Raw genomic sequence first — 14,849 nt, 5'->3', positions numbered from 1 at the left:
TCAGGACGCTCCTTGGGATGCAGACGAGGGGGCGAGGGTCTCGGCCTCGGCGGATTCGGGGGCAGGCTCGGCGGACGCAGACGTGTCGCTGGCGGGTTCGTCGGGCGCAGATGCCTCGGCAGCGGGGTCTGCGTCACCGCCGGCATCAGCCGCTGCGGCAGGAGCCTCTGCGGATCGCATGTCGGGAACGGCGGCCGCCGCGGCGGCCTTCTTGGCCTGATCGGCGGCAATGCGGGCCTCCCGAGCCGCGGCCTCGGCCATGGCGGCCCGCTGTGCCTCGGCTTGCTGTGCAGCGATGCGTGCCTCTTCGGTAGGCGAGCGCTCGCCTGCTGGTGCCACCGCCACGCCGCTGCGCTCGGCCATGTATCGGCCTTCCAACGCGGCGTCGGCAATGACCCGACACAGCAGTTCGGTCGAGCGGATGGCGTCGTCGTTGCCGGGGATGACGTAGGTGATCGGATCGGGATCGGAATTGGAGTCGGCGACGGCGACCACCGGAAGCTTCAGCCGGACGGCTTCGGCCACGGCGATGTGCTCCTTCGGGGTGTCGAGCACGAAGACGGCGTCCGGCAGCTTGTCCATGTTCCGTATGCCGTTCAGGTTGCGCTGCAGCTTGGTGAGCTCACGGGTGTGCAGCAGAGCTTCCTTCTTCGGCATGTTGTCGAAGTCGCCGGCGGCCCGCATCCGCTCGTACTCGAGCATCTTGGTGACCCGGCCGCGGATTGTGCGGAAGTTGGTCAGCATCCCGCCCAGCCAACGCTGGTTCACATAGGGCATGCCGCACGCATTGGCATGGCGCTGGATCGGATACTGGGCTTGTCGCTTGGTGCCGACGAACAGGATCGTGCCGCCACGGGCCACTGTGTCGCGCACGTAGGCATAGGCGTCTTCGAGGAGTTGGAGCGTCTGCCGGAGGTCGATGATGTAGATGCCGTTGCGTTCGCCCCACAGGAACCGTTCCATCTTCGGATTCCAGCGTCGGGTTTGGTGGCCGAAATGCACGCCGGCGGCGAGCAGGTCGGACATGGTCACAACAGCGGACATGAATGCTCCTCCCCACGGTTGGTGTCTCTGCACCGGGGACGACGCCGCTTGGGCAGCGGCGACCGTGGGGTCGCCCCGGCTGGTCAGTGAATGGTCGGTGGCATCGTGAACTCGGCGAGACGCGCCGACTCAGACTCGGGCTTCCGGGAGACTTGGCCTCCTGAATGCCAGGTCTCCGTCGGCGTGAACCTCAGAGCACCGCATTGCCGACGCCGGAGTGTAACCAGCGCAGTTGCAGGCGATACACGGAGGGCGACGTGGGGATGAGATGAGCGCGGCCAAGCGACGACTGTCCGCCTGGGCTGCGACGGCTGCCGAAGACCTGAGCCGGGTCGAGGTAGGTCTCGCCCCGGCGCACGCCGACGTGCAGCCGATCACCCGTGGTGCCGAGTTGCTGTCGCTGCTGCACTCGTTCGCCCCTGCGCACACCAAGCGACGCGACCCCGGAGTACGACACCCGCAGACCGTCAGGATGGCTCACCGTGACGTGCAGTCGCCCTCCCACGGGCCCGGCGAAGCTGACGACTCCATCGGCAGCAGCCCAGAACGCCGAGCCGGGCTGCGTCACGAACTCGAGGCCGCGATTACCGGGTCCGTACGGATCGTCCGGCGGCCGGAACGGGTCCACGACGGTGCCGTGCACCGGCCAGATGTAACCAAGCGCCGGCACCGTCTGTGCAGGCACAGTCTGCGTCGGTGCGGTCGGCGCAGGCACAGCCTGCGCCCATGCCGGGCTGCTTGCGACAGCCAGAACTGCCGCTCCCGCAACAGCGAATGCAGCTGTCAGGCGCGCGGGTGCGCCGACTCGTACACCTCCCTGAGGCGCTCCCTGCTGACCCGCGTGTAGATCTGAGTGGTCGCGAGTCGCCCGTGACCGAGCAGTTCCTGCACCACGCGCAGGTCGGCGCCGCCGTCCAGCAGATGCGTGGCGTAGGTGTGTCGCAGGGCATGCGGATGGGTCGGCGTGGCGGCGTGGCGATCCAGGATCCGCTGCACGTCCCGGGTGCCGAGCCGGTTGCCGCGCAGGTTCACCAGCAGCGCAGCAGGGTCGCGCTCGGCCGGCTGGCGCAGTCGCTGCCCGTCGAACTCGTCGCTGCCGCCGTCGCGCCAAGCAGCGAGCAGGGCCATGGCCGGCTCGCTGAGCGGCACCCGGCGATGCTTGGCACCCTTTCCGATCACCTCGATGTGAGCGCTGCCGGGCCGGAAGGCGCCGCGATCGAGCTGGCAGAGCTCGGCGACGCGCAAGCCGCTGCCGTAGAGCAGCTCGAGCACGAGTCGGTCGCGCAGCGCGGTCGGATCGTCCGGCACCGTGCCGTCGCCCAGCATGTCGGACACCTCGGCCGCACCGAGCACGCGCGGCAAGCGTCCCGAGCCGGCCGGTGCGGCAAGCCCGAGCGCCGGGTCGACCTCGATGGCGCCTTGGCGCACCAACCACCCGAAGTAACGCCTCAACGCGGACGCCTTGCGGGCCACCGAGCGTCGCGACAGCCCGCGCACCGACAGGAATGCGATGTATCGGCGCAACCAGCGCCGACCGACGTCGCCTGGTGCGTCGAGCCCGGCTCGGGCCGCCCACTCGGCGAATTGGCGCAGATCGGAGCGGTAGGCACGCTTGGTGGACTCCGACGCCGCAGTCAGCGACAGCACGAATTCGGGGACTCGCCACTCCGGCGGCGCCGCAGCCGCACGACTCGCAGTCACCAGAACCACAGTACCGAGGGGTCCCCACCGGTTCGCAAGCCCCGCCATGGCGACGCCAGGCCCTCATCGGGCTGTCTCCCACCAGCCGCCGGTCTCGCTGGCCCAGCCCGACAGCTGCAGGCGGCCGAGCGATGACGCCAGTTCGCCGAGTCCGGCGCCGGTCTGCAACGCCAGTTCATCCAGTGTGCGCGGCCCGGCTCTGAGCTCGTCCAGAATCCGTCGGTCGAGCTCTTCCGCAAGCGCCGCCGTCGGGAGTCCGGGGCTGCCGGACGCAGCGTCGGTGCGACCAGGCTCGCCCAGCGCAGCCAACACGTCGTCCACGTCGCAGACCGGGGCGCATCCTTCGGCGAGGAGCCGGTTGGTGCCAGCCGAGGCAGTGCTGGTGATCGGCCCCGGCACTGCCATGACGGGCCGGCTGCGCTCGGCTGCGGCATCCACGGTGTACATCGAGCCGCCTGCGGAAGCCGATTCGACCACCACCAGCACTTCGCACAGGGCGGCCACGATCCGATTGCGCGCCGGGAACTGCCACGGTGCAGCGCGCCGGCCGAGCGGGTACTCGCTGAGCAGAGTCCCGTGCCGTGCCACATCGGCCCACAACGTCCGGTTCGCGGTCGGGTACACCTGATCCAACCCGCTGCCGACGATGCCGATGACCGGCCCGCCCGCGTCGAGCGCTGATCGCTGGGCGATGCCGTCGATGCCGGTCGCCAGCCCCGACACCACTGCCACCCCCGCTACTGCGAGACCCGACCCGAGTTGCTGTGCCACTGTGCGCCCGTAGGCAGTGCATCGTCGTGTGCCCACAACACCGACGCGCCGGACCTCGGGATCGATCGCAGCACCCTGGCCGAACAGCAACGCAGGCGGCTCAGGGTCTGATTCCCAGATCTCAGATGCATCGCTGCGAGCGGGCACCCACAGCCAGATGCCCTCGCGTGCATGCGCGGCGAGCAAGTCGGCGCCGACCGGATGCCCGTCGATTGCCGCACGCTCGAACGCCGATGCGACCTGTCGCCGCCATGTCTCAATCAGCGGCTCATCGACGCCGCGGCACGACCGCAGCCCGGCCAGCGCCGCGGCCCGCCCGGCACGCAGATGTTCGACAGCTTCGAGCGCGTCACGGCCGCTCAGCAGGCCGCGCAGCCGCGCAGGACCCATGTGGGGCAGCGAACACAGCGCCGCCAGTGCGCCCAGCTCGGCCCGCTTCTCTGCGGTGCTGGCTTCAACGCTGATCGCGCCGGCGGTCACGGCGCGGCCCCTGCGCCTGCAGGCGCGTGCAGCTTGCCGACGCTGGCGCGCAGCGTGAGCGCTTCGTCGAGGCGCTCAGCATCGATGAGCGGTTCGTCCCCGGCGAGATCACACAGCGTGAGCGCCACACAGCGCACCCGATGCAAGCCGCGACCGCTGAGCAACCCGCCACGCAGACGCTCGCGCAGCGCGTCGTAGGCAGCAGGCGTGAGCGGGGCGACGTGCTCGAGCTGCGGGCCAGTCAGCTCGACATTGGCCTCGACTCCCCGAGACGCGGCCCGCTCGCGAGCCGCCGCCACCCGGCTGGCCACTGCGGCGGTCGGCTCGCCGCGGATGCCGTCGAGCAAATGGTCGGGGTCGGGCGGCCGCACTTGGATGCGGAGATCGAAGCGGTCGAGCAGCGGTCCCGAGAGGCGCCGGAGGTAGCGCCGACGGGCAAGATCCGAACAGCGGCATGAACCCGGCCGCCCGGCCTGGCCGCACGGGCACGGATTCATGGCCGCCACCAGCAAGAAGCGCGTCGGGAACGAGCACGTTCCTGACGCTCGACTCACTCGAACGACGCCCTCCTCGAGCGGCTGGCGCATGGCATCGAGCACGCTGGGCGCGAATTCCCCGAGCTCGTCGAGGAACAGCACGCCGCGGTGTGCGAGCGAGATCTCTCCAGGGCGAATCGCATTCGTACCGCCGCCGATCAGCGCGCTCACCGTGGCGGTGTGATGAGGGCTGCGGAGAAGCGGTCGAGTGGCCAAGCCGGTGGGCAGCGGCAATCCTGCTGCCGATTGGACCCGCGTGGCCTCCATAGCGCACTGCCGGTTGAGCTCCGGCAGCAGGCCCACCAACCGCCGGGCCAGCATCGTCTTGCCTGCGCCCGGCGGACCCAGCATCAGCAAGTGGTGGCCGCCTGCCGCGGCAACCTCGACCGCTCGTCGAGCGGAGGGCTGCCCGATCACGTCGCCGAGATCGGGCACCGGTACGGGGGACGGCTGCGGCGGAACCGGCGGCGGATCGGGCCAGGGTGCGCGGCCGGCGAGCACCGACGCGAGCTGGCCCAGCGTGCGAACCGGGTGAACTTCTCGCGGACTTGCTGCGAGCGCAACGTGATAGGCCTCGGAGGCAACGACGACGTCGTGGTCTCGAAGCGCGTCGGTGAGGGGCAGCACGCCGGCAGTGCCCCTGACGGCACCATCGAGGCCGAGTTCGCCCAGGAACGCCTTCCCACGCAGCGACTCGGCTGGTACCTGCTCGGTGACAGCGAGCACGGCCACTGCCATGGCCACGTCGAGGACCGCGCCCCCCTTGCGCAGGCCGGACGGTGCCAGGTTGACGGTGACGCGGCTGTCGGGCCAGTCGAGTCCCGACGAGAGCACCGCCGCCCGAACGCGGTCGCGCGCTTCGCGACAGGCGGCATCTGGCAGTCCGACAATGGTGAATGACGGCAGTCCGTTCGAGGTGTGCACCTCAACGGTGACGACGTGACCGTCGACGCCAACCAGCGTCGCGGTCGTTGCAGTGGCCAGCATGGGCCTCCTCCGGCAGCTCGGACCGGACGCGGCACCTAGGCGGCGCAGTCCGGATTCGACGAAGAAGCCCGCTGGGGGCAACGATCAGTACAGCAGCGCTCGTGACGACTGGCCTGCTGAGCCTGCATCACGGCACGCGGGCCATGACTGCAGCCTCGACGGGGACCGTACACCGGGGCCGTCCACAGCAGGCCGGCAATTTCCGACGCCACGCGGCCGAGCCGCGCCGGGCGATACTGCATCAGTGGGGTACGACCCGTATCGCAAGCACAGCACCACCCGGCTCGACTACGTGCTCGTTGCTGTCGCGTCGCTGGTCGCACTGGGCCTGGTGCTGTGGGCGGTGCTGGCCTGATGGCGCCGATGCGCCAGCTGGAGCCGGTGCCCGGCTTCGAGGTGCGCCGAATGCAACCCTTCGAAGCGGTCAAGCGCTACGTGTGCGGCGGCTGCGCGCACTCCATCGAAGCCGGTACCGGCCATGTGGTCGCAGTGCCCATCGATGCTCCCGATCTGCGGCGTCACTGGCACTGGGGTTGCTGGCAGGCGCGCGAACGACGACGGCCGGTCGGGTGAATGGCGCCGCTCCTCAGAAGGCTCCGGCGAGCACTTCTACCTTGCGGCCCATCACGGACGCTGCGTCACAGCGAATCGGACCGCTCCAGCCGCCCCGCTGGCGCGCGTAGTGCGCTGCGAGACGCCGGACCTGCTGCTGCTTGCGCGCTGTGATCGCCTCGAAGCCCGTGCCGAAGCGATCAGTGGAGCGCGTCTTCACTTCGCAGATCACCAAGTGGATTCCGTCGGTCACCACCAGGTCCAGCTCCCCGAGCGGGCATCGCCAATTGCGCTCGAGCACGCGGTAACCGCGCTCGGCATACCAGCGCTCGACGAGACCTTCGCCGTACCTGCCGAGTGCTTGACGCCGGGCGGTCACGCACGCCCCGCGTCTGGCCTGCGACCGATCGCGTGCCGCTAGAAGCGCTTCTCGGGAATACGTGCTGCCTTGCCGACGCGGTCGCGCAGGTAGTACAGCTTCGCTCGGCGCACATCGCCCACCGCGACACGCTCGATCTTCGCAATGGTGGGAGCATGCAGCGGGAAGGTCCGCTCGACCCCGACGCCGAAGCTGAGCTTGCGAACAGTGAAGGTCTCGCTGATGCCCGACGAGTGCCGTGCGATCACGTAGCCCTCGAACACCTGGGTGCGCTGCCGGTTGCCCTCGACAACGCGCACATGGACGCGCACCGTGTCACCGGGGCCGAAGTCGGGATGATCGTCTCGGAGACGAGCCTGGTCGACAAGATCGGTGCTGCCCATGGCGATCCGACTCCCGTGATCGGCGTGACGACGAACACCGCAGGCTAGTGGTCAGTCTGCGAATTGCCGCAACGAGAGTTCGAGGCCGAATTCTGCGAGGAGCTCCCGGTCCGCTCCGCTCACGCCTCGTGCTGCAAGCAGATCGGGTCGCTCTTCAGCAGTGCGGACCAGCGCCATCGCCTGACGCCATCGACTGACACGGGCGTGGTCGCCGCTGCGCAGCACGTCGGGCGCGTCGAGTCCGCGGAACGATGCAGGGCGCGTCCACTGCGGATGCTCCAGCAGCCCGGTCGCAAAGCTCTCATCCGCGCTGGAAGCCTCGTTGCCCAGTACACCGGGCACGAGCCTCCCGACGGCCTCCACGACGACCATGGCGGCAAACTCGCCGCCGGCCAGCACAACGTCGCCAACCGACACCGAACCGTCGACCAGATCGGTGCGGATGCGCTCGTCCACGCCTTCATAGCGGCCGCACAGCAGGCTGAAGCCGCTTGAGGCCGCCAGCTCAGCCGCCATCGCCTGATCGAACCGCCGGCCTCCGGCGTCGAGCAGCAGCAGCGGGCGTGGCGGCACCACCGTCTCGACAGCAGCGAAGACTGGCTCGGGCATCAGGATCATGCCCGGCCCGCCTCCGAACGGGGCGTCGTCGACCGTGCGATGGGCATCGGTGGTCGCCAGCCGCAGATCCCAGCAGCGGATGTCGAGCGCGCCACGCTCACGGGCCCGCCCGAGAATGCTCAGATCGCACATGGCATCGAGCTCGGCAGGAAAGATGGAGAACAGGTCGATGCGCAGTCCCGCCCCTGCGTCGCTACCCGAGCTCGAAGAGCCCATCGGGCACCTCCACGTGGACGGCGCCGGGTTCGATGCGCACCACGAATGTCAGCGGCACCAGATGCCCTGTGTCGAGTTCGAGCAGGTCCGCCGCCGGATTCGCCACGACAGTCGTGATCACGCCAGCGTCGCATCCGTGCTGATCGATGAGCGAGCTGCCGCACAACTCATGCACCCACAGCTCGTCGGGGTCGTCCAACGGCTCAGCGAACACCTTCGTTCCGGTCAGCGCTGCCGCAGCGTCACGATCATCGATGCCCTCAAAGCTGACGAGCCATCGATTGCCGTCGAAGCGGGCGCGGGACACCGCTCGCTCTCCGGCCGCGATGACGAGTCTCGAGCCGACGTCGAATCGCTCCAGCCGGTTGGTGACGGGGTGCATCACGACATCGCCGCGCACACCGTGCGCGCGCCCGACAGTTGCGATCTCCAGCAAGCCTGCCGGTTTCCGCTCTTGTTCCCGGTTTCGATGAGATACGGGCTCACGGGCCGCTCGGGCCACGGCTTCGCCTCTGGACGGGACTCAGTCCCGGAAGTCGACTTCGACCTGGACGCCATCGCGATGGGCTGCGGCGCGCACCAGCGTTCGGATGGCATTCGCGACGCGACCTCGCTTGCCGATGACCCGGCCGATGTCATCCGAGCTCACCGTCGCCGTCAGGCTCAGCTTCGAGCCTGACTCAGCGATCTCCACTTCCACCTGGTCGGGATGCTCGACAAGCTGGGCGATCAGGTACAGCAAGACCTCTTCCGCAGCGGTGGTCTCGGTGTCCGCGCCGGCGTGACCGTCGCTCACTGGGCCTCCCCAGGTTCAGGTGATTTCGGCTCAGATGCCCCGTTCTGGGGCGCCGGCTCGCCGGCAGGCAGTTCAGCGGAAGCCGCTGTTGCATCGTCTCCGCTGGGCTCAGCGGTGTCGAGCACCAGATCGGGCGTGGGTGCGGGAGCGGGCTCGGACGGTGCAGCTTGCGCAGCCTCAGCATCGCCGTCTGCGGGTCCCGAAGAGCCCTGCGAGCGGAATTCGTCCCAAGCGCCGGAGATCGTCAGCAGCTTGGAGACGGTGTCGCTGGGCTGAGCCCCGTGGCTGAGCCAATGGACTGCACGCTCGTTGACGATCGAGATCGCAGAGGGCTCCTGTCGGGGGTCGTAGGTGCCGATGATCTCCAGCACGCGGCCATCGCGTGGCTTGCGACTGTCGACAGCCACAACGCGATAGCTGGGCTGCTTCTTCTTGCCGGTGCGCTTGAGGCGCAGACGAACGGCCATGTTGCTCCCGGTGAGGTGAATGCCGACAGCTGAGCCTAACGGGGTGCCAGTTCGTAACCCCCGCAGCGCTCAGCGGCCGGGCAGCTTCAGGTCGAGCGCATCCCAGTCGATGTCGGCAACCGACGGTTTGCCTGCCGGCTTGCCCGTCCGGGACGCTCCCTTGGGCGTGGCCCTGCCTCCCCCGCCGGTACGTGAGCCGCCCGCCGCGCGGCCGGAGCCCTTCGAGCGCTTGCGGGCGGCCTTGCGGGCAGCCGGACGGCGTTTCGAACCCAGACCCATCATGCCGCCCATCATCTTGCGCATCTGCGCGAACTGCTTGAGCAGGTTGCTGACCTGGGCCGATGACGTACCGCTGCCGACGGCAATGCGGGCCCGTCGGGAGGCGTCGATGATCTCCGGCGACACACGCTCCGCCGGCGTCATCGACAGCACGATGGCCTCGGCAGTGGCAATGCGGTCGTCGTCGATCTCAGTATTGCGAACCTGATCAGAGATGCCCGGCATCATCGAGACGATGCTCTGCAGGTTGCCCATCTTGCGGAGCTGGCGAAGCTGGTCGACGAAGTCGTCAAGCGTGAACGTGCCTTCGACGAGGCGCTGAGCGGCTGCTTCTGCCTCTTCGGCTTCGTATACGCGCTCCGCCTTCTCGATGAGCGTCATCACGTCGCCCATGCCGAGAATCCGGCCCGCCATGCGGTCCGGATGGAACTGCTCGAAGTCGTCGATCTTCTCCCCGACCGACGCGAACGCCACCGGGCGGCCGACGACCTCGGCAACCGACAGGGCTGCGCCGCCGCGAGCGTCACCGTCGAGCTTGGTCAGGATGATCCCGTCCACTTCGAGCGTTGCGTGGAAGGCCTCAGCGGTCGCGACGGCGTCTTGGCCCACCATGGCGTCGACGACGAGGAAGGTGTAGTGGGGCTCGACGGCGTCGGAGATGCGGGCCACCTCGGTCATCAGCTCAGCATCGACCGCCAGCCGGCCGGCCGTGTCCACGATGAGCACATCGCGTCCGGCTTGCCGTGCATGGGCGAGTCCGCCTGCTGCGCAGGCAACTGGGTCGCCTGCGTCGCCCGCCTCGCCCGCTGCGCTCCATACCTCCACATCGATGCTGCGGGCAAGCGTCCGCAGCTGCTCGACAGCCGCAGGGCGCTGCAGGTCGGCGCCCACCAGCAAGGGATTGCGACCTTGAGACTTGCACCACTGGGCCAACTTGGCTGCAGCAGTCGTCTTGCCGGAGCCTTGGAGTCCGGCCAGCAGCACCACCGTGGGAGGCTTCGACGCGAACTGGACGTTCAGCGGGCTGGTGCCCAGGATGTCGATGAGCTCGTCATTGACGATCTTGGTGACCTGCTGGCCGGGTGTGAGGCTGCCGGTGACCTCGCCGCCGACGCTGCGCTCGCGGACCCGCTCCACGAAGCGGCGCACGACCGCAACATTGACGTCAGCTTCGAGCAATGCCAACCGGATCTCGGCCAGTGCCTCGTCGACGTCGGCGGGGCGCATGCGTCCGCGATCCCGCAAGCCCCGCAGGGTTCCGGACAGGCGGTCAGTCAGCGTGTCGAACATCACTCATCCCCGCTCATTCCGCTCTTGTTCCTCATGCTCATGCGATCGGGCTCACGGGCCGCTCAGGCCTGGGTCGTCGGCATCGACGCCGAGCAGCGCATTGACGTAGCTGTCGGCATCGAAGTCGACGAGATCGTCGGGGCCCTCACCCAGTCCCACGAGCTTCACCGGCAGGCCCAGTTCGGCCTCGATGGCGAAGACAATGCCGCCTTTGGCCGAGCCGTCCAGCTTGGTGAGCACCACGCCCGTGACATCGGTGGCCTCGGCGAAGGCCCGAGCTTGGCTCAAGCCGTTCTGGCCAGTCGTGGCGTCGATGACGAGCAGCGTCTCGGCAACCGCGCCCGGTTCACGATCAGCGACCCGTCGGACTTTCGCGAGCTCGTCCATCAGATTCTTGCGGTTCTGCAGCCTGCCGGCAGTGTCAGCAAGGACCACGTCGGCACCGCGGGCCGCCGCCGCACTGACAGCATCATGCACGACCGAGCTGGGATCTGCCCCGGAGCTGCCCGAGATCAGCTCGGCCCCGCATCGATCAGCCCATGTCTGCAGCTGCGAGGCAGCGGCTGCGCGGAAGGTATCGGCGGCTGCCATCACCACAAGCTGACCGTCCGCCGAGAGCCGGGCGCCGACCTTGCCGATCGTGGTGGTCTTGCCCACACCGTTGACTCCCACGAACAGCCATACAGGCGTGGCGCCCTCCCGGCCTGGAGCAGTCGCGTGCAGCGCGCGATCCGCATCAAGCGCTGCGCGCATCTGGTCGGCCAGCGCATGCACCAGTTCGTCCGCATCGACGATGCCCTGATCGGCGGCGGTGCCCCGCAGGCGTTCCAGGGCGGTCATCGTGGTCGCCACGCCGACATCGGCGCCGAGCAGGGCCTCTTCCAGGCTCTCCCACGTGGCCTCGTCGGGTCGCCTTCGGTTGATGGACGCCAACCGATCACGCAGCGTGCGGCGCGATGAGGCCAGCCCAGAGCTGAAGGTGGCCCCGGACGGCACCTGCGCCGCGACCGGCCCATCAGTCGCCGGCGCTACGGCAACAGGCGCATGCGGTGATGCCGGTTTCGAGCGCCGCTGGCTTGCGCGATGAACGAACGGAAGGGAGCAGAGGAGCACCGTCGCCACGACAAAGATGACAATGACGATGAGAACTGTCGTGGTGCTCACTGGTCGGCAGGCTACCGAGGCGCCGTCGCGGGCTCCCTGCTGTGTTCGGAGGGGGGCTGTTCCGCCAAGGGCTCTTCGGGACCGGGTGAGCCGCCAGCGGCGATGAGTGCCGCAGCTTGGGAAGGCCGCTCCGAAACGACCACGCTCGAGCCGCCGGGCGGCATGGACACGCCGTACAGGACGTCAGCCGACTCCATCGTGCGACGTTGGTGGCTCACGATGATCAACTGCGATTCCCGCCGGAACTCTGCCACGAGATCCAGGAAGCGCTGCAGATTGACGTCGTCGAGCGCTGCTTCGACTTCATCGAGGACGTAGAACGGCGACGGCCGGCTGCGGAAGACAGCGAAGAGGTAGGCCAGCGCCACCAGCGAGCGCTCGCCGCCTGACAACAGCGACAAGCGTCCGATGCGCTTGCCGGCCGGCCGAACATCGAGTTCCACGCCGCACGTGAGGAGCTCTTCTGGATCGGTCAGCGAGAGCCGGCCCGTGCCGCCTGGGAACAGCGTGCTGAACAGCTCGGCAAAGTTCCGGGCGACGTCTTCGAATGCGTCCGCGAACGTGGCGACGATCTCTGCGTCGATGGCACGGATGACCTTGTGCAGCTCCCTGCGGCTGTTGCGCACATCCGCAAGCTGGGTGGCCACGAATTCGAAGCGCTCCGAAGCTTCCTCGTACTCCGACAGCGCCAGCGGGTTCACCGGGCCGAGGCGGTTCAGATCCGCACGCAGCGCCCGTTCGTGCGCCGCGGCGGTGACGCCATCGGGCAGCGCAGGCGGCGATGCGGCGAGCGCCGTCGCGGGGTCTGCGTGGAAGTCCGCTCGCAGCGCCGAGATCAGGGCGTCCCGCTTGGTGCGCCGTTCTGCATCTGCCACGTCGAGCGCCGCGAGCTCAGTGCGCAACTGCTCCTGGCGGGCGGCCGCAGCGTCACGCTCGTGACGGAGTGCATCGAGGCGTTCCGTGAGCTGCCGCACCAGCTCGGTGCGGGCCTCGTGGCGAGAACCCAGGTGCCGCGCCTCGGCATCGAGGCGCTGACGGTGCTGCGAGAGCAGCAGCGCCAGACGATCCAATCCCGCCACGATGACGTCGGCCCTGTCCAGCCGAACGGACGCGTCTGCATGAGAGCTCTCGTGACCTGCGAGACGCTGCGAAATGGCCTGGAGTCGCTCGGCTAGCGCCGACCGGCGCTGCTGCTGCGCGGTGGCCCGGTCGTGGGCGGCCTGAGCCTGCGCGGCCTGCCGGGCAGCGGCAGTGGCGACACTGCGTCGCAGCGTCTCCGCTGTGCTCTGGGCCTGCTGGAACGCATCGAGTGCAGCTCCGTGCGCCTGCTGTGCTGAGGCCCAAGCGGCGGCCGCCTGACGATGATCGCGGGTCAGCGTGTCAATCCGTCCGCGTGCGTGATCGAGCGCCGCGGTGGCCGCGGCCGGCCCCGAGCTGCCGATTCGCCAGCGTCGAGGCCCGAACCGGTCGCCGCTCGCCGTCACGAAGACTGCGTCGCGCTCGGCCAGCGCGCGGTCGTACGCGCTGGACCAATCACCTGGAACACAGATCGCTGCACCGACAACTGCGTCCAGCAACCTCGCGAGCTCGTTGCGGCACCAGTCCGGAGCATCGGCGGCCGCTCGAACATGTGGCCGCACGAACTCGCCGTCTGCTGCCTGGCGATTCGGTTCGTGAGCGGATGGCAGCTGGTCGAGCGAGATCACCGAGCCGTTCATATCGCCGTCTGCAAGCGCTGCAAGCGCCGCGGCAGCTGCGCTGTCATCGCGAACGACCAGCGCCGACAGTGCTCCGTCCGCCGCAGCCTCAGCAGCGGCCTCCCAACCGTCATCGATCGTCACCAGATCGCCGAGCACGCCGACAACTCCGGCCACGCCGTCCAGCGCAGCGATGCCGGAATCGGTGCGTGCAGCGGCGACAGCAGACGCCAATGCTTCGAACCGCCCGATCCAGTGCTGCAGCTCCTCCGCCGCGCTTCGCTGATGCTCATCGGCCTGTGACAGCACCGCGGCGGCGGCGACCAGACGCGCCTCGGCCTCGTCACGGGCCTCCTCGGCTGCATCGGCGGCTGCATCGTCATAGGACTCCGAGTCCGCCTCATCCGGCGGTTCCCCCGAAAGCGCGGCCTGCGCGGGGGCTGCGTCGATCTCGGCCAGCTCGGCCGAGACACGTGCGTGTTCGTCGGTGAGCGTCACCACTACGTCGGAATCGAGCAAGGCGTTGCGCTCTCGCTCGACTGAGCGCATTCGCTCATACGTCTGGCCGATCAAGCCGCGGGCTCGCTCCGACAGCGATACCACCCGCGGCAGTCGGTCAGCTGGCTCGGCAGTCAGTTGTGCGAGCTGTGATTGCGCCCCATCGATCGCCCCGTCGATGTCGGAGATCGATGCCGCCGCCGCTTCCTGCTGGGCTGCCAACTCGGCCCGCCGAGCGTCGGACGCGCTCTGTGCTCCCTGATGCGCGGCCAGCTCACGACCCGCGTTGTAGAGCTGAAGCTCAGCCAGTTCTGCGCTGATCTCCTGGTGTCGGCGGGCAGCGGTGGCCTGCCGCTCCAGCGGCCGCAGCTGGCGGCGCAGCTCACGCTGCAGATCGACCAAGCGGGTCACATTTGCCTCGGTGCCCTCCAGCCGCCGCTCAGCGCGTTCCTTGCGGCGACGGAACTTCAGCACACCGGCCGCTTCCTCGATCAGCGCCCGCCGTTCTTCGGGGCGGGCTGCCAGGACCTGGGTGATCTGGCCTTGGGCCACGATGATGTGCTGCTGGCGGCCGACGCCGGCATCGTTGAGCAGTTCCTGCAGATCGAGCAGCCGGCAGGGTGTCCCGTTGAGTGCGTATTCGGATTCGCCCGATCTGAACAGCGTGCGAGTGATGGCTACTTCTGCAGTCTGCGTGGGCAGCATCCGCGACTCGTTGTCGACGACCAGGGTGACCTGTGCTCGGCCCAGCGCCGTGCGGCTCTCAGTGCCCGCGAAGACAACGTCGTCCATCCGCTGACCTCGCAATGCGCGCGGTCCCTGCGCACCGAGCACCCACGCGATTGCGTCGACGACGTTCGACTTGCCGCTGCCGTTGGGGCCCACCACCACGGTGACGCCGGGTTCGAAGGTGAGCGTGGCCCTGTCCGCGAACGACTTGAAACCGGACAGTGTCAGGGAGCGAAGGAACACGGCAGCTCAAATTGTGAAG

15 protein-coding genes are annotated in these 14,849 nt (G+C 68.8%); 1 reads left to right on the top strand and 14 read right to left on the bottom strand.

Annotation, left to right across the window (positions count from 1 at the left end; all coding sequences use genetic code 11):
- The 5 genes from rpsB to ACOGI5_RS09325 all read right to left on the bottom strand — a co-directional run bounded on the left by rpsB (position 1) and on the right by ACOGI5_RS09325 (position 5,519).
- A complete protein-coding gene (gene rpsB / locus ACOGI5_RS09345) occupies positions 1 to 1,044 on the bottom strand; it encodes a 30S ribosomal protein S2 (RefSeq protein WP_419864148.1) in 1,044 nt (347 codons plus the stop codon).
- A gap of 190 nt (positions 1,045 to 1,234) precedes the next feature.
- Complete coding sequence (locus ACOGI5_RS09340; protein ID WP_419864147.1) at positions 1,235 to 1,729, bottom strand: murein hydrolase activator EnvC family protein; 495 nt, start codon at positions 1,727 to 1,729, stop codon at positions 1,235 to 1,237.
- 98 nt (positions 1,730 to 1,827) lie between these two features.
- Positions 1,828 to 2,745: a tyrosine recombinase XerC gene (locus tag ACOGI5_RS09335; protein WP_419864146.1), complete on the bottom strand. Its 918-nt coding sequence runs from the start codon at positions 2,743 to 2,745 to the stop codon at positions 1,828 to 1,830.
- A gap of 63 nt (positions 2,746 to 2,808) precedes the next feature.
- Positions 2,809 to 3,996: a DNA-processing protein DprA gene (dprA, locus tag ACOGI5_RS09330; protein WP_419864145.1), complete on the bottom strand. Its 1,188-nt coding sequence runs from the start codon at positions 3,994 to 3,996 to the stop codon at positions 2,809 to 2,811.
- Complete coding sequence (locus ACOGI5_RS09325) at positions 3,993 to 5,519, bottom strand: YifB family Mg chelatase-like AAA ATPase (RefSeq protein ID WP_419864144.1); 1,527 nt, start codon at positions 5,517 to 5,519, stop codon at positions 3,993 to 3,995. Before ACOGI5_RS09325 ends, dprA begins: the two co-directional genes overlap by 4 nt.
- A gap of 354 nt (positions 5,520 to 5,873) precedes the next feature.
- On the opposite strand from ACOGI5_RS09325, the gene ACOGI5_RS09320 reads away from it, so the two are divergent.
- Positions 5,874 to 6,092 (top strand): hypothetical protein, encoded by a 219-nt coding sequence (locus ACOGI5_RS09320; protein ID WP_419864143.1) that lies wholly within the window; start codon positions 5,874 to 5,876, stop codon positions 6,090 to 6,092.
- A gap of 13 nt (positions 6,093 to 6,105) precedes the next feature.
- Here the strand turns inward: ACOGI5_RS09320 and ACOGI5_RS09315 are convergent, their stop codons facing one another.
- The 9 genes from ACOGI5_RS09315 to ACOGI5_RS09275 all read right to left on the bottom strand — a co-directional run bounded on the left by ACOGI5_RS09315 (position 6,106) and on the right by ACOGI5_RS09275 (position 14,830).
- Complete coding sequence (locus ACOGI5_RS09315; RefSeq protein WP_419864142.1) at positions 6,106 to 6,450, bottom strand: YraN family protein; 345 nt, start codon at positions 6,448 to 6,450, stop codon at positions 6,106 to 6,108.
- Positions 6,451 to 6,488: 38 nt separating this feature from the next.
- Positions 6,489 to 6,833 carry a 50S ribosomal protein L19 gene (gene rplS / locus ACOGI5_RS09310; protein ID WP_419553838.1) on the bottom strand — a complete coding sequence of 115 codons (345 nt, stop codon included), beginning with the start codon at positions 6,831 to 6,833 and terminating at the stop codon, positions 6,489 to 6,491.
- A 51-nt stretch (positions 6,834 to 6,884) separates the two neighbouring features.
- Entirely contained in the window at positions 6,885 to 7,628 is a 744-nt protein-coding gene (gene trmD / locus ACOGI5_RS09305; RefSeq protein WP_419865466.1) for a tRNA (guanosine(37)-N1)-methyltransferase TrmD, read from the bottom strand.
- A 16-nt stretch (positions 7,629 to 7,644) separates the two neighbouring features.
- Positions 7,645 to 8,103, bottom strand: coding sequence for a ribosome maturation factor RimM (rimM, locus tag ACOGI5_RS09300; protein WP_419864141.1), 459 nt, complete (start codon positions 8,101 to 8,103; stop codon positions 7,645 to 7,647).
- 87 nt (positions 8,104 to 8,190) lie between these two features.
- The gene (locus tag ACOGI5_RS09295) at positions 8,191 to 8,463 is read right to left on the bottom strand and encodes a KH domain-containing protein (protein ID WP_419864140.1); all 273 of its coding nucleotides are present in this window, start codon (positions 8,461 to 8,463) and stop codon (positions 8,191 to 8,193) included.
- A complete protein-coding gene (gene rpsP, locus ACOGI5_RS09290; RefSeq protein WP_419864139.1) occupies positions 8,460 to 8,930 on the bottom strand; it encodes a 30S ribosomal protein S16 in 471 nt (156 codons plus the stop codon). Before rpsP ends, ACOGI5_RS09295 begins: the two co-directional genes overlap by 4 nt.
- 69 nt (positions 8,931 to 8,999) lie before the next feature.
- Positions 9,000 to 10,499 carry a signal recognition particle protein gene (gene ffh / locus ACOGI5_RS09285; RefSeq protein WP_419864138.1) on the bottom strand — a complete coding sequence of 500 codons (1,500 nt, stop codon included), beginning with the start codon at positions 10,497 to 10,499 and terminating at the stop codon, positions 9,000 to 9,002.
- 51 nt (positions 10,500 to 10,550) lie between these two features.
- The gene (gene ftsY / locus ACOGI5_RS09280) at positions 10,551 to 11,663 is read right to left on the bottom strand and encodes a signal recognition particle-docking protein FtsY (protein ID WP_419864137.1); all 1,113 of its coding nucleotides are present in this window, start codon (positions 11,661 to 11,663) and stop codon (positions 10,551 to 10,553) included.
- 11 nt (positions 11,664 to 11,674) lie between these two features.
- Positions 11,675 to 14,830: a chromosome segregation SMC family protein gene (locus ACOGI5_RS09275; protein ID WP_419864136.1), complete on the bottom strand. Its 3,156-nt coding sequence runs from the start codon at positions 14,828 to 14,830 to the stop codon at positions 11,675 to 11,677.
- Positions 14,831 to 14,849 lie beyond the last annotated feature (19 nt).

Source organism: Candidatus Poriferisodalis sp. (assembly GCF_965208925.1).
Lineage (GTDB): Bacteria > Actinomycetota > Acidimicrobiia > Acidimicrobiales > Poriferisodalaceae > Poriferisodalis.
The sequence above is the reverse complement of the archived record's forward strand: the minus strand, read 5'-3'. Positions and strand labels throughout refer to the sequence as shown.

Bases quoted from the DNA above. Each gene is read 5' to 3' on its own strand.
- rpsB (WP_419864148.1), bottom strand. From the start codon at position 1,044: ATGTCCGCTGTTGTGACCATGTCCGACCTGCTCGCCGCCGGCGTGCAT.
- ACOGI5_RS09325 (WP_419864144.1), bottom strand. From the start codon at position 5,519: ATGCTGGCCACTGCAACGACCGCGACGCTGGTTGGCGTCGACGGTCAC.
- ACOGI5_RS09320 (WP_419864143.1), top strand. From the start codon at position 5,874: ATGGCGCCGATGCGCCAGCTGGAGCCGGTGCCCGGCTTCGAGGTGCGC.
- rplS (WP_419553838.1), bottom strand. From the start codon at position 6,833: ATGGGCAGCACCGATCTTGTCGACCAGGCTCGTCTCCGAGACGATCAT.
- rpsP (WP_419864139.1), bottom strand. From the start codon at position 8,930: ATGGCCGTTCGTCTGCGCCTCAAGCGCACCGGCAAGAAGAAGCAGCCC.
- ffh (WP_419864138.1), bottom strand. From the start codon at position 10,499: ATGTTCGACACGCTGACTGACCGCCTGTCCGGAACCCTGCGGGGCTTG.